This window comes from Mesorhizobium sp. B4-1-3 (assembly GCF_006439355.1).
Classification (GTDB): domain Bacteria; phylum Pseudomonadota; class Alphaproteobacteria; order Rhizobiales; family Rhizobiaceae; genus Mesorhizobium.
The window spans coordinates 83,673-96,599 of sequence record NZ_VFTG01000011.1 but is presented as its reverse complement, the minus strand read 5'-3'; the positions used below and the strand labels follow the sequence as shown (position 1 = coordinate 96,599).

12 protein-coding genes and 2 pseudogenes are annotated in these 12,927 nt (G+C 64.4%); 6 read left to right on the top strand and 8 right to left on the bottom strand.

Annotated features, from left to right (window positions below; translation table 11 throughout):
- Positions 1-76: 76 nt before the first annotated feature.
- Both FJW06_RS16355 and FJW06_RS30575 read right to left on the bottom strand, forming a co-directional pair.
- Positions 77-679 (bottom strand): sulfotransferase family protein, encoded by a 603-nt coding sequence (locus FJW06_RS16355; RefSeq protein WP_140753269.1) that lies wholly within the window; start codon positions 677-679, stop codon positions 77-79.
- A 628-nt stretch (positions 680-1,307) separates the two neighbouring features.
- A pseudogene (locus tag FJW06_RS30575) lies at positions 1,308-1,613 on the bottom strand (VOC family protein); the annotation flags it as partial.
- A 147-nt stretch (positions 1,614-1,760) separates the two neighbouring features.
- Between FJW06_RS30575 and FJW06_RS16345 the strand changes: the two are divergent.
- Positions 1,761-2,060: a hypothetical protein gene (locus FJW06_RS16345; RefSeq protein WP_140753268.1), complete on the top strand. Its 300-nt coding sequence runs from the start codon at positions 1,761-1,763 to the stop codon at positions 2,058-2,060.
- 43 nt (positions 2,061-2,103) lie between these two features.
- Here FJW06_RS16345 and FJW06_RS16340 read toward each other — a convergent pair whose 3' ends face one another.
- Together FJW06_RS16340 and FJW06_RS16335 are read right to left on the bottom strand one after the other, a co-directional pair.
- Entirely contained in the window at positions 2,104-2,934 is an 831-nt protein-coding gene (locus FJW06_RS16340; RefSeq protein ID WP_140753267.1) for an aldo/keto reductase, read from the bottom strand.
- A gap of 158 nt (positions 2,935-3,092) precedes the next feature.
- The gene (locus FJW06_RS16335; RefSeq protein ID WP_140753331.1) at positions 3,093-3,689 is read right to left on the bottom strand and encodes a TetR/AcrR family transcriptional regulator; all 597 of its coding nucleotides are present in this window, start codon (positions 3,687-3,689) and stop codon (positions 3,093-3,095) included.
- A 324-nt stretch (positions 3,690-4,013) separates the two neighbouring features.
- Between FJW06_RS16335 and FJW06_RS16330 the strand changes: the two genes are divergently transcribed.
- From FJW06_RS16330 to FJW06_RS30570, 5 genes and pseudogenes are all read left to right on the top strand, one after another.
- Positions 4,014-4,577, top strand: a complete 564-nt coding sequence (locus FJW06_RS16330) for a (2Fe-2S)-binding protein (protein ID WP_140753266.1) — start codon at positions 4,014-4,016, stop codon at positions 4,575-4,577.
- Entirely contained in the window at positions 4,574-5,557 is a 984-nt protein-coding gene (locus FJW06_RS16325; RefSeq protein WP_140753265.1) for a xanthine dehydrogenase family protein subunit M, read from the top strand. The genes FJW06_RS16330 and FJW06_RS16325 overlap by 4 nt, the downstream gene beginning before the upstream one ends.
- Positions 5,554-7,848, top strand: a complete 2,295-nt coding sequence (locus FJW06_RS16320) for a xanthine dehydrogenase family protein molybdopterin-binding subunit (RefSeq protein WP_140753264.1) — start codon at positions 5,554-5,556, stop codon at positions 7,846-7,848. Before FJW06_RS16325 ends, FJW06_RS16320 begins: the two co-directional genes overlap by 4 nt.
- 130 nt (positions 7,849-7,978) lie before the next feature.
- Positions 7,979-8,188 (top strand): hypothetical protein, encoded by a 210-nt coding sequence (locus FJW06_RS16315; protein ID WP_140753263.1) that lies wholly within the window; start codon positions 7,979-7,981, stop codon positions 8,186-8,188.
- Between the two features lie 10 nt (positions 8,189-8,198).
- Positions 8,199-8,306 (top strand): annotated as a pseudogene (locus FJW06_RS30570) (VOC family protein); the annotation flags it as partial.
- 126 nt (positions 8,307-8,432) lie between these two features.
- Here the strand turns inward: FJW06_RS30570 and FJW06_RS16305 are convergent.
- The 4 genes from FJW06_RS16305 to FJW06_RS16290 all read right to left on the bottom strand — a co-directional run bounded on the left by FJW06_RS16305 (position 8,433) and on the right by FJW06_RS16290 (position 12,859).
- Positions 8,433-9,263, bottom strand: coding sequence for a hypothetical protein (locus FJW06_RS16305; RefSeq protein ID WP_140753261.1), 831 nt, complete (start codon positions 9,261-9,263; stop codon positions 8,433-8,435).
- 242 nt (positions 9,264-9,505) lie between these two features.
- The gene (locus FJW06_RS16300; RefSeq protein WP_140753260.1) at positions 9,506-10,201 is read right to left on the bottom strand and encodes an outer membrane protein; all 696 of its coding nucleotides are present in this window, start codon (positions 10,199-10,201) and stop codon (positions 9,506-9,508) included.
- A 345-nt stretch (positions 10,202-10,546) separates the two neighbouring features.
- Positions 10,547-11,506 carry an AraC family transcriptional regulator gene (locus FJW06_RS16295; RefSeq protein ID WP_140753259.1) on the bottom strand — a complete coding sequence of 320 codons (960 nt, stop codon included), beginning with the start codon at positions 11,504-11,506 and terminating at the stop codon, positions 10,547-10,549.
- A 342-nt stretch (positions 11,507-11,848) separates the two neighbouring features.
- Positions 11,849-12,859 carry an NAD(P)-dependent alcohol dehydrogenase gene (locus FJW06_RS16290; RefSeq protein ID WP_140753258.1) on the bottom strand — a complete coding sequence of 337 codons (1,011 nt, stop codon included), beginning with the start codon at positions 12,857-12,859 and terminating at the stop codon, positions 11,849-11,851.
- Positions 12,860-12,927 lie beyond the last annotated feature (68 nt).

Here is a 12,927-nt window from a genome sequence, read left to right as displayed (position 1 = left end):
AATCGGACAGCGTGGGCGCCGCATCTTCCCTATTCCCTTCTGCCATATTGCCTTACTGCCCTGTTCACTGCTGCCTTCACCGCAACGACAGCGCCGTGCGGAACTCCTTCGTGGTGTTGCGGGCGGGATAGGGTTCGTCCGGCACGGGGACGCCGAGATGGGCACAGAGCGGCGCCCAGCCGTCGCCGAGCTTGTGGACCAGCAGACGCTCGGCAGGCACGGTTTCCAGCACCGCTTCGATATTGGCCTGGTAGACGGCGATCGCATGGCCGCGATCCTGCGGCCGCCCGCCAAAGACCTGCTTGGAGACAAGCGCGATGCCCAGCGATTCCTGATCCGTGCTGCCGGCGATGGTGGGCAAGATCGTCTTTTCGAAACTCTCCCACCAGCTCTCGGGCGAGCGCCAGGTGAGGATGACGCGCGCTTGGGGATAGACGCCGATCAGTTCGCGCCAGTAATGTGCCGAGGGCCAGTCGACGCAAGATCTGTATCCCGCGAAGAGCTGGGCCCAGTCGGGCGCCTCGCCCCTGGCCAGCGCCCGCCAGAGCCGCTTCTGCTTCGCATGCGCCATGACCTCCGACATATGGTGGCACGGACCGAAGCCGAGCATGGTCAGCGCCTCGCGCATCGAATCCGTGCCGGTCCGGCCGAAGCCGGTCCCAATGACCATCAGCGACATTCTCCCCTCCTCCACTCTTTCCCACCTTCAAGCGGTTGCGCTCAACCTCCCTGGACCACGAGCCGCAGGCGGTTGCCCTCCGGATCCGCGGTCGAGATAACGCGTCCGTCCCTTTTCGCTTGTATGTCGGCCGCTTCGAGCCTGCGCTCCACGGCGCCGAGCTCTTGCACCGAGCCGAGCTCGACGGTGAAATGGTCGAGCCGGCCGCACCCGGCGGCGGCTCGCGCAACTCGTCGCGCGCCCAGACGTTGAAGGCCACCATATGGGCGCGGCGCTCGGTGCCGCAGTCGAACATGCCGAAGGTCCGGGACTGGATATGCGGCCGGAAGCCGAGCACGCCGAGGTAGGATTCCATCAGCATCTCGGGCGCGCGGGCGCGCAAATGGATGTGGCCGACGAAGGCATCCTGCGCCATCTTCGCCTCGACATGGCCGGAATTGCCGAGGTCGCGCAGCGGGCCCGACATGTCCAGCGGCTCCAGCCCGGAATGCCCGCTGCCGTCGACAGAGATCAGCGACACGCGGCAGTCAGGCGAGACTTCGCGGCGCAGCCAGCGCTCCGGCGTGTCGAAGCATATCTCGATGCCGTTGCCGTCGGAGACATAGAGCGATTCCGAAACCAGGTGATCCTGGGCGCCGTATCGCAACCCCGATGCCTTGAAGCGGGCGGCTGCATGCGCGAGCTCGCGGCGCTTTGTGACGTGGATGGCGACATGGAAGAGATCGCGCGACTTCTGCGGCAGAGCGACCTCGGCCCCGGCATGAAGCACGATCAGCGTTCGCCCGCCGGCGCCAAGTCCCGCCATGACGGCATTCTCGCCAAGCAGCGCCAACCCAAGGGCGTCGCGCCAGACATTCAAGGCCGCCGGTACATCGGTCACCCTGAGATGGACCGGCCCGAGACGGGTCAGTGGAGACAGCAATCCTTCATCCATCGTCGTCTGTCCGATTGCGGCCAATGACATATTAGCTGTTCACGAAACGACTGTAGCGCTCCAAGTTCGGGTTGACCCCTTCCCGGCGGGCGGCGACTATTGCGACAGCCGGTTTTTTCTGGAATTGGTTCAGCAGAAGGAGATCGCATGGACGAGACCGAACAGTGGCGCAACATGGCGAGCGCGCCGCGGGACGGCAGCCGCATCCTGGTGACGGTGCGCTCCTCCGAGCAGGGACCGGCCGAGGTCGACATGGCCTACTGGTCGCGTGCCGACCAGTTCGGCGAGGAAGGTTGGCGGGCGTCGGACTCCTCGCCTGGCCGCATCGTCGAATATGCCGAGCCGGAGCTCAGATGCTGGATGCCGCTGCCGACCGCGGGGCGCGGTTCGATGCCGAGCCCCTGGGAAGGCGATGACGTGCCGCTGGTTGACGGCGAAGGGATTTAGCGGCGCGCCCCTCGCTTCTCCCCCGTGGGAAAGGAGCCAGTCGTCAGAACAAAAACGCAGCCGTGGCCGGATCAGGCCCGGTGCGGCCATCGGTGGAATCCAGGCCACGGATGGTCTGCATATCGTTCGCGTCGAGCTCGAAGCCGAAGACATTGAAATTGCCGGCGATGCGCTCCTGGTGGATGGACTTCGGGATGACGATCAGCCCTTCCTGCAAATGCCAGCGGATGATCACCTGCGCCACCGACTTGCCGTGCTTCTTCGCCAGCGTCTCCAGCGTCGGGTCGGAAAGCAGCCGGCCGCTGCCCAGCGGGCTCCAGCTCTCGATATGGATGTTGTGCTTCTTGTGGAACTCGCGCTTGTCGCGCTGCTGGAAACGCGGATGCAGTTCGATCTGGTTGACGACGGGGGTGACACCGGTTTCGCCGATGATGCGTTCCAGATGATCCTGGTTGAAGTTGGAGGCGCCGACCGATTTTATCCGGCCAGCCTTCTGGAGCTCGAGCAGCGTCTTCCAGGCCTCGACATATTTGTTCTGGCTGGGCACTGGCCAGTGGATGAGGAAAAGATCGATCCGGTCGATGCCGAGCTTTTGCATCGTGTCGTCGAAGGCGCGCAATGCCGCGTCGCGCTGATGCGCACCGTTGCGCAGCTTGGAGGTGATGAAGAGTTCGTTCCTCGGCACGCCCGCCGCGCGGATCGCCTCGCCGACGCCTTCCTCGTTGCGGTATCCCTCGGCGGTGTCAATGAGGCGATAGCCGGCCTCGATTCCCCAGCGCACGACCTTTGCGGTGATGTCCGGATCGACCTGCCACACGCCTAGCCCGATCTGCGGGATGGTCGAGCCGTCGTTGAGTTTGAGCTGTTCGGGCATGGGAGGTTCCTTTTGGGAGGTAGGATGGTGCCGACTATGTAGGCCGGGGGTCAGGGAATGCCAGTCGTGGAAATGCTGGCGGGACAGCACCCCCCTCTGGCCTGCCAGCCATCTCCCCCTTGTGGGTCCGCAAGGGGGAGATTGGCAGCTTCAACGCCTCAACCTCTCGCTCCGAACCGCAACCCATCCATCAGCAGCTTCACCAGCCGTCCTGAGCGCTCTCGCCAGTCGGGCGTGTTCGGCGCCGAGTAGATGCCCCCCAGCGCATGCATCACATCGGAGGCGTCGACGTCGGCGCGGATTTTTCCCGCGGCGGCGGCGGCTTGGACCAGGCTTCGCATGGCGCCGGAGACGCGCCCCGATGTGTCAGAGAACAGCGTGGAATTGGTGGTGAGCAGCAGCCGCAGGCTGGTGGCGAGGCCGCGCTTGGTGGCGATGTAATCGACGAAGCGCTGCATCCAGAGCTCCAGCGCAGCATCTGCGGGGTGGTCTCGCGCGAGTTCCTCGGCCGCGTGGCAGAGGCCTTCCACCTCGCGGCGGTAGACCACCTCGACCAGATGCTCACGCGTCGGGAAATGGCGGTAGAGCGTGCCGATGCCGACCCCTGCCCGCCTGGCGATCTCCTCCAACGAGGCGTCGACGCCGTCGCTCGCGAACATTTGCGCCGCCACTTCGACCAGCTTGTCTCGGTTGCGCCGCGCATCGGCGCGCAACCGCTTTTGCGCGGGCGCGTCGCGCGTCGCTTCGGCGGTCATTTCCTGCTTGGGCACTTTTTTCTCCACCAGCGCAATATGGGGGGTTGAACCACGGCTGGCCAGACCCCAGTTAAATAAACGGAGGCACCTCCGTTTTAGTGGAGTGCTTTCATCATATAACCAGGGGAAGCGGTATGTCACGTAGAGAAGGACGAAGCGCTCTCCCTGGCCGCTGGAGTGAGGTTGGGGCGGCGGAGCTGCCAATCTCCCCCTTTGCGGGGGAGATTAGTCGCTTCGCCGCCAGCGCTCTCCCTCGGCTCTTGCCCCTACCTTCCCAAGCCCCATTTCCATCCGCCTAGCGTCCAGCAATCGGAGCCCGACGCCATGACCAGCCAAATTCAGACCATCATCGATCCTCCCGAAGACGGCCATTTCAGGAATGGCCTCGCCACCAACGGCTCGACCCCCAGCCCCACCACGCTCTCCCTCCATCTCACCATCAACGGCCGCGACCATGCACTCGATGTCGAGCCGCGCGTGACGCTGCTCGACGCTTTGCGCGAGCGGCTGCACCTCACCGGCACCAAGAAAGGCTGCGACCAGGGCCAGTGCGGCGCCTGCACCGTGCATGTCGACGGCGAGCGCGTGCTGGCCTGCCTGACGCTGGCCGCGCAGGTCGAGGGCCGCTCGATCACGACCATCGAGGGGCTCGCCAACGAGGACGGCACGCTCAACGCCGTGCAGGCGGCTTTCCTTGAGCAGGACGCCTTCCAGTGCGGCTATTGCACGCCGGGACAGATCATGTCGGCGGTGGCCTGCATCCGCGAAGGCCATGCCGGCTCCGACGAGGAAATCCGCGAATACATGGCCGGCAATCTCTGCCGCTGCGGCGCCTATCCGAACATTGTCGCCGCCGTCCGCCAGGCCGCACAGGAGCTGCGCTCATGAGAGATTTTTCCTACCTTCGCGCCGATAGCATCGAGGCTGCGCGCAACGCCGCCGCCCTTCCCGGCGCCATGCTGCTCGCCGGCGGCACGACGCTGATCGATCTCGCAAAATGCGGCGTTGCGGAACCCGCCACCGTCATCGACATCAGCCATATCGAAGGGCTCAACGCCATCGATGTCACCGCCGACGGCGCTTTGATCGGCGCGCTGGCGAAGATGAGCCATGTCGCCGACCATGCCGAAGTGAAGAGCTTGTTTCCGGCAGTCTCGGAAGCGCTTTGGCAGGCAGCGTCGGCGCAATTGCGCAACATGGCGACCATCGGCGGCAACCTGATGCAGCGCACGCGCTGTCCCTACTTCCGCGATCCCGGCAATTTCCCGGCCTGCAACAAGCGCGCGCCGGGCAGCGGCTGCTCGGCGATCGGCGGCGTAACACGCGGCCATGCGGTGCTCGGCGTGAGCGAGGCGTGTATCGCCACCTATCCCGGGGATCTCGCCGTGGCGCTCGTCGCCTTGGACGCCGAGGTCGATCTCGGCGAGCGCAAGCTCAAGGTCGAGGACTTCTTCCTCGCCCCTGGAGCTACCGCCGAGCAGGAGCACGACATCCGCCCCGGCGAGGTGATCACGGCCATCGAGATTCCTGGTTCGGCCGCGGCGCGGCGCTCGACCTACATCAAGGTGCGCGACCGCCAGTCCTATGAATTCGCGGCCGCAAGCGCCGCGGTCGGGCTGGAGCTCGAGGGCGACGGCCGCACCGTACGCGACATCCGCGTCGCGCTGGGCGGCGTCGCGACGAAGCCGTGGCGGGCGCGCGCCGTCGAGGACGCGCTGAAGGGCAAAGCGCTCGACGAAGCGACGATCCGCGAGGCGAGCGAGCTCGCCATGCAGGGCGCCGTAGACCATGGCGCCAACCACTATAAGATCGCCTTGGCGCCGCGCGTGATCGCGCGCGCCATCCTCAAATTGGGAGAGACGGCATGACCGTTCATGACATGAAACACGCAGCGTCGGATAGCGCGCGCCTCGAAGCGGTGGGCGGACGGCTGTCGCGCGTCGACGGTCCCGCCAAGATCACCGGCGCGGCGCACTACGCGTTCGAGCAGCAGCTCGAAGGGCTGACGCATGCCGTGCTGGTCGGCGCAACCATCGCCGCAGGCAAGGTGACGGCAATCGACACCCGCGCGGCAGAGACCGCGCCCGGCGTGCTCGCCGTGCTGACGCCCGAGACCATCATGGAGCTGAAGACCGCTTCCGACTGGTTCGGAAATCGGCCGTCCGACGGTCCCTATTCACCGCTCGTGCGCGAAGTCACCTTCTCCGGCCAGCATGTCGCGGCGGTGGTGGCCGAGACCTTCGAGCAGGCGGTGGCCGCGGCCGCGCTCGTCAAGGTTTGGTATGACGAGATGCCGGCCATCGTCGATCTCAGCGACGGCAAGGCCGGCGACGGCATGCCGATCGACGCCATGACCAAGGAATGGGGCGACGCTCAATCCGCCTTCGCCGCGGCGCCGGTGCGCATCTGCGCGGCCTACAACACGCCGCGCGAATTCCAGGCGGCGATGGAGCCGCACGGGCTGATCGCGCGCTGGCAAGGCGACGAGCTGACCGTCTGGGAGCCCAGCCAATGGCTGGACGGCATGGCGCGCACTTATGCCGAATGGTTCGACATTCCGTTCGAGAACGTGCGGCTGATCTCGCCCTATATCGGCGGCGGCTTCGGCTCCAAGGCGCTGGCGCTCGCACACAGCGCGGTGGCGGCGGCCGCAGCCAGGATGCTCGAGCGGCCGGTGAAGCTGGTGCTCAGCCGCCCACAGAATTTCACCTCCTATGGCGGCCGTGCCGCGACACGGCAGACCGTTGCCATCGGTGCCGACAGGAACGGCAGGATCCAGTCGATCGTCCATCGCGGCGTCAACGAGACGGCCGTCGACGGCATGTGGGTCGAGCCGCTCGGCTCTGTCACCTCGATCATGTATGCCACGCCCAATTTCTCCTCGAAGCAGAATGTGGTGCGGGTCAACACCGTGGTGCCGGGGGCAAAACGCGCGCCGGGCGAGAACCCGAGTGCCTTCGGCATCGAATGCGCCATCGACGAGCTCGCTTATGAGCTTGGGCTGGATCCGCTGGAGATGCGGCTGATCAACTACGCCGAACAGGATCCGCATGCGAAGAAAGCGTGGTCGACGCGCCAGTTGCGCGAAGCCTTTGCCGCCGGCGCTGAAGCCTTCGGCTGGGCCAAACGTTCGCCTCAGCCGCGATCAATGCGCGAAGGCCGCCAGCTCATCGGCTGGGGCGTCGCAGCCGGCACGTATCCGGTGCGGCGCGCCTATGGCGAGGCGGTGGTGAAGATCATGGCCAACGGCTCGGTCGAGGTCGAAAGCTCCTCTATCGACATGGGCCAGGGCACCTACACGATCCTGGCGCAGACCGCCGCCGAGACACTCGGCGTGCCGGTGGAGAATGTCTTAGTGAAGCTCGGTGACTCGCATTTTGCCCGCGCCGGCGTCACCGGCGGCTCGCGGCTGGCCGGCGTCATGACCGGAGCCGTCCACAAGGCGACGGGCCAGGCGCTCGACGAGCTGATCGGACTGGGGCTTTCCGATCCGCGCTCGCCCTTCCATGGACTGCAAGCGAACACGCTGCAAGTGCGGAACGGCCGCATTGCATCGCCACGCGGCGAAGGGCCGGAGCTGTCGATCGCCGAACTCATGAGCGCCGTCGGCCGCGAGCGGATCGAAGCCAAGGGCGACACGCTGCCGGCCAGCACGACGCCGGAGGAGCGCTACGCGAACTACACGACTATCGCCAAGTCGATCCCACACACCGAGGGCGACTATTCGCGCCATTCCTGGTGCGCGCATTTCGTCGAGGTGCGGGTGGATGAGGATTTCGGCACTGTGCGGGTGTCGCGCGTGGTGTCGGCGCTGGATTCCGGCAGGCTCTACAACCCCAAGCTGGCAGAGAGCCAGTGGAAGGGCGGCATCATCATGGGCATCGGCCAGGCGCTGCTCGAGGAAGGCATCGTCGACCGCCGCCACGGCCGCATCGTCAACGGCAATTTCGCCGACTACATGCTGCCGACCAATGCCGACATCCCGGATATCCAGACGATCTCGGTCGGCATCCCCGACCCGCACTCCTCCGCCCTTGGGGGCAAGGGCGTGGGCGAGCTCGGCATCGTCGGGGTGGCGCCGGCGATCGCCAACGCGGTATTCCACGCGACGGGCAAGCGGGTAAGGGATTTGCCGATTACCTTAGAGAAATTGATCTGAGGGGTGGCGCCGCCGTCGGAGCGCGTGATTTTCCTTCTCGTGGGAAGATTGGCAGTTCCTGCGACGGTGCCGGAACCCGTCCTAGATCCCCTGCGTTTGCCGTCGAGCACTCCAAGAATGGAGATCGACAATGGCAAGCGCAGCCGACCGCGATCCGCGGCACCACACGCAGAAAATGCAGAAAGCATTCCAGGAGATTCAAGACCATCTCCGCGAAGATATCACAAAGGTCAATGAACCCCAGCTGAAGGCAATGTTCGAAACGTCGGCGGAAGTCCTGGGCGGGCTGATCAAGGCATTCAGGGACTATGAGCAGAAAAATGAGCCAGCCTGGCGATAAGCCGGCCGGTGCTGCGGGCGGGCCAATGTCCGACGGTGAGCGGCCGGGCCCTGGAGGCTGGAACCGCATTCATCTGACCGTCGAGGACCTTGCGGCGGAGATTGACCGATTGCAGGCGGGGGTCGCCGATCTTCCTGGTCGATGCGTTCGACGGTGGAGTGTTCAGCCGGCTTGGTGAGAAGTGCCTGTCGCCGGATGACAGCGGAACATCGGCCCCAATCCAAGCGACTTCGGCGGCCACCGATCATTTCACGCTCAAATTCTTCACCTCGTTGGGCCGGTAGCTATCCATGGTCGCGCCGTTGCGATCCTCGTCCAACAGCGACTTGCTGCCGAAGGAGGCGCGCAGGCCCAACAGGTATTTGTGGGTCTCGCCGAGGTCGGTTGAACCGATCTTCATCTGCTCCAATTGATAGCGCGCGAACACTGACCACGGTGTGTCGCTGAACCGGTACATGGCCTGGAGAGCGCCGCCGGATACGTCCAGGTTCACCCCCTGGTCCGTCCTGATGAAGCTGAGTTCTGCATCCAGGCGAAGGTTATCCTGGACGAAGTAGCGTGCGACGGCGCGGACGTTCCATTGGCCGGAGTCGAGGGAATCCTCGTTTGCCCGGCCAAAGGCCGCTTGCCCGTAAAAGGTTAGATTGCCAAAGTAAATCTGGGCTTCCGGACCGACCGCCCAGGAACTAGCCTTCCCGTCGAAATCGCCAAAGTCGACCGACGTATAGGTCGCGAACACACCGGCGGCAAATTTGTCGGGGTCCCGGTAATATCCGTGGATCGCACCGCCGACGCCGCCCCAATGAGCGAAATCGTCGTCCCAGATCCGGTCATAGGTGAGGTCGCCCTGGAGGTTCCAGCGCTGGGCGAACGGAATGTTGACGCGGGCGGCGCCCCCTGCCGCGTGCACAGTGTCGCCGATGTTGGTAAAGCGAAGCCCGCCCAGGTAGATCTCGCCGTAGCCGGAAATATGCGGCGTCACCACCGTACCCCCGGCCAGCGGCTGCAGTGCGTCGGCGGCGTAAGCGGTCGTCGTGGCGACCAGCGACGCGGCGACGATTGAACAGCGATGCATTAAGAGCCCCCGATTTCGAATATGCGTCCTGCGGTCCGGACGAACGCCGGGCCTAGTCTTGCATTGTTCGCAGCCCACGTCTTGGGCTGGACCGCAGTGGAATTGTCCTGGAAAGCGCTGCGACTCTTGTCGTGCCAGTGTGGCCTTTCGGCCACCAGCCGACCGGCCTGCTCGTTCCTGTCGCCTTTCCCCCGCCACAGGCCACCCCGGCACGAGGCCAGGGTTTTGTTCGGTCTGTCGGATCAGAACTTGTAGCTGAGACCGACCCGCAGATCGTGCGTCTTGAGATCGACACTCGTCGCCGTGGGAAGACCAGATGCGATCGAGAGAGCCTTGCTGCCGAAATCGGAGTAGCGGTATTCGACCCGAGCGATCCATTTATCGGTGAAGGCGTGCTCAGCACCGGCTCCAACCGTCCAGCCAACGTGGGTGTCTTCGTGAAGCGGTATGTCACCATCGGAGGTGCCGGTGATGCCGATAATTTCATACTTGGCCGCGGCCACGCCCGCGGTGATGTAAGGCAACGTCTGATCGAACGCATAGCCGGCGCGCAGCCGCGCCGACCCCGACCACTGGAGCTCGCTCTTAAGGATAGTGCTGCCGCCATTGGCAAGGGCCGTAAGTCCTTCGATGTTACTGTACGCAATGTCCGCCTCAACACCGAGCACAAAGCGGTTCGCCATCTCCTGATTGAAGCCGATATGGATGCCGCCAATGAAACCGTCCGGATCGACAGGAGCGTTAACATCGGTGCCCCCAATACCACCTCCGGAGATGAAGAGATTGGATTTTCCGGCGGCGTAACCGAAGTGAACGCCAGCATAGAGCCCGGACCAATCGTAGTCGGCGGCAATGGGCAAGGTTTCATTGATGTCCGCTGCAGGCGCCATGCCGACAGACGCGAGAATAAAGGCCGTAGCCAGAAGAATCGTTTTCATTGTTGTTTGCTGCCCCAGGGTGTTGCGCTATCCCTGCTGCCAAAATGCTCAGCGGGGATCCAGTTAACGTCGAGAGCCCCGATGTTGCATTGTTTGCAGCCCACGTCTTGGGCTGGACCGCACTGGAATTGTCTCGGAAAGTGCCGCCGCACTTGTTCCGCCAGTGTGGCCATTCGGCACCAGCCGCCAGGCGTGCAGACCGCAGCGCGGGGGCCTTCCGGCTCGCGCCAGCAGACATTTTTGCGTTAAGGCAGAACAAAAACCCACCGGCAGGGTTCATATCCCTCCGCACAATGGAGATCTGCACTGCGGCGCCGGCCATAGGACATCTCGCGGCCGGCGAGACTATCTGGCGCCGGTCGGCGTCGAGCCGAAACGGCGACGGAAGCAGCGGTTAAAATAGGAGACGTCGGAGAAGCCGCTTAGCAGCGCGATCTCGCTGATGCGCATACGGTCGTTGCGCCTGTCGGAAAGCATGCGATGGGCCCTTTGCAAGCGCAATTCGAGAATACGCTCGGCGAAGCTCACCCCGGTTTCCTGCAGGAGGTCGTGGACATAGCGAGGGGAGAGCCGCAACTGCTGGGCAACGCGCTGGGCCGAGATGGCCGGATCGGCGAAATTGTCTCTGATCTTGTCGAGGATTGCCTGCAGCCTTGCCGCGCGCAGGCCGCGCAGGCCGGCTAGCTCGGCAGGCTCGCCCTTGGCGCCTGTTGCCAGGCCGATCAGATCGACGATTGTCTCGGTGGCATGGGTGACAAGATCCGGCGACACCAGAGCCGGGCCTGCTTCCAGGAAGTTGCAATAGCGCGTGAGCATGCAGAGCGCCTCATTGTCGGCAGCCACGGTCAGCGCCAGCCGGTCCTCGACATGGGCGAAGGCCCCCTGCAGGATCTCGCGCGGGACGACGATATTGGCCCAGACGTTGCTGTTGCCGCCACTCATTTCCAGCGCCTCCGAGGCCGAGACAAGCGCGGCCTCGCCGTTGCCCACGCTGTAGTCGCGGCCGACCTGGACGCCGCTCAGCTTGGTATCGCCATGGTTGATCAAGAGGAGGTACCCGTCGCGGCTGTCCTCGGCGATGTTGCGGGCCTTGCGGCTGGCATGCTGGATGGTTCCGGCCATCTGCCCCAGCACCACCGGCCCGATGGCCGTGGCTTCGATCGCGGCCGCGAATGGCCGATTGGCCGAGATAGCATATTCGACCGACCATATTTCGGCGACGTGGATGTCCTGCCAGAGCGCGAAGCGCGCGCGGTCATCGAGATTCCCAGGCAGGTCGAGCGACGAGAAGACATTCTTTTTCAAGGGTGACCGGGCCTTTTTGCACGCGTCTTCACTTGGACGGGCACCGTATTGGACCAGCTCACATCTTGTCCAGGGCCGCAAAATATTTATGCATTCCAAGACAAGTTCATTGCTGTTCTGGACAAGAATTCACCCGAATTTTCATTGGCCAGTCGGAAAATTTCAAAATACTCGAAAATGTCAGATCGAATCGGCGGTGCCCTGTCGATCGTATTGGAAAGCGGATCTAGGCTCGATACGGCGCAAAACAGCCAATCTTCCCCGCCAAAGGCCGCGGGAGATTGCGTTCTTCGACCTCGCTGGGCGCTCAGCCGCTTCACCAATCTCCAGCGTCAGCTCTTCCTACCAATCCAATCCGAACACCAGCTTGCCGAAATGCAGGCCGCCGGCGGCCATGTGAGTGTAGGCTTCGGTCGCCTCGTTCTGCGAAAACACCTTGTCGACGACCGGCTCGATCCGGGCGGCGCCGATGGCGCTGGCGGCGTCGCGAAGGTCTGAGACCGATCCGGTGTTGTTGCCCACCACCTTCAGCGCCTTGATGATGATCGGCAGCAGGTTGACCGTTGCCTCGGCGCCGGTAACGAAGCCGATGGTGAACAGCGTGCCGCCGGGCGCGGTGGCGTTGACGGCGCGCGCGAAGGTGGCGGTGCCGCCGGTCTCGACGACAAGATCGGCGCCGAGACCATCGGTCAGTTCCAGCACCTTGCCGTCCCAGTTCGGCGCCGCGCGGTAGTTGATGAGATGATCGGCGCCGAGCGCCTTGGCCCGCTCCAGCTTCTCGTCCGAAGACGAAGTGATGATCACGGTGGCTCCTGCCGCCTTGGCGAGTTGCAGCGTGAAGATGGACACGCCGCCAGTTCCGACCAGCACGACCACCGAGCCTGGCCCGACAGCTGCGGCGCGGATGGCGTTCCAAGCGGTGGTGCCGGCAATGGGCAAGGTCGAGGCCGCTTCGAAGGAAAGATGCGCCGGGATCAGCACGACGGAATTGGCCGGCAGCGCGACATATTCGGCCAGCGACCCGGGCAACGAGATGCCGCGCATCTGCGTCATCTCGTAAGGACGCGGCCGGCCGCCGATCCAGCGCGGCTTGGCGTGGGCGACAACGCGGTCGCCCGTGCTGAAGCCCGTCACGCCTTCGCCGAGCGCGACGATCTCGCCGGCGCCGTCGGCAACTGGAATGAGCGGGAAGACAGGTCCTGGATAGTTGCCGCTCGCCACAGCGACGTCAACGAAGTTCAGGCTCGCCGCGCGCTGGCGGATCAGCACCTCGCCGCGTTGCGGTTCGGGCGTAGCGACGGTGGCGGCGCGGAAGGCGTCGAGCCTGGGCTGACCGAGTTCGATGGCTTTCATGGATTCGCTCCGTGGGTTTCGATTGACGGTTGAGCGAACTTATCTGCTGCGCTATTTCTCGATAATTG

Bases quoted from the DNA above. Each gene is read 5' to 3' on its own strand.
- FJW06_RS16300 (WP_140753260.1), bottom strand. From the start codon at position 10,201: ATGAAAACGATTCTTCTGGCTACGGCCTTTATTCTCGCGTCTGTCGGC.
- FJW06_RS16315 (WP_140753263.1), top strand. From the start codon at position 7,979: ATGGCAAGCGCAGCCGACCGCGATCCGCGGCACCACACGCAGAAAATG.
- FJW06_RS16325 (WP_140753265.1), top strand. From the start codon at position 4,574: ATGAGAGATTTTTCCTACCTTCGCGCCGATAGCATCGAGGCTGCGCGC.
- FJW06_RS16355 (WP_140753269.1), bottom strand. From the start codon at position 679: ATGTCGCTGATGGTCATTGGGACCGGCTTCGGCCGGACCGGCACGGAT.
- FJW06_RS16340 (WP_140753267.1), bottom strand. From the start codon at position 2,934: ATGCCCGAACAGCTCAAACTCAACGACGGCTCGACCATCCCGCAGATC.
- FJW06_RS16335 (WP_140753331.1), bottom strand. From the start codon at position 3,689: ATGACCGCCGAAGCGACGCGCGACGCGCCCGCGCAAAAGCGGTTGCGC.
- FJW06_RS16345 (WP_140753268.1), top strand. From the start codon at position 1,761: ATGGACGAGACCGAACAGTGGCGCAACATGGCGAGCGCGCCGCGGGAC.
- FJW06_RS16290 (WP_140753258.1), bottom strand. From the start codon at position 12,859: ATGAAAGCCATCGAACTCGGTCAGCCCAGGCTCGACGCCTTCCGCGCC.
- FJW06_RS16320 (WP_140753264.1), top strand. From the start codon at position 5,554: ATGACCGTTCATGACATGAAACACGCAGCGTCGGATAGCGCGCGCCTC.
- FJW06_RS16330 (WP_140753266.1), top strand. From the start codon at position 4,014: ATGACCAGCCAAATTCAGACCATCATCGATCCTCCCGAAGACGGCCAT.
- FJW06_RS16305 (WP_140753261.1), bottom strand. From the start codon at position 9,263: ATGCATCGCTGTTCAATCGTCGCCGCGTCGCTGGTCGCCACGACGACC.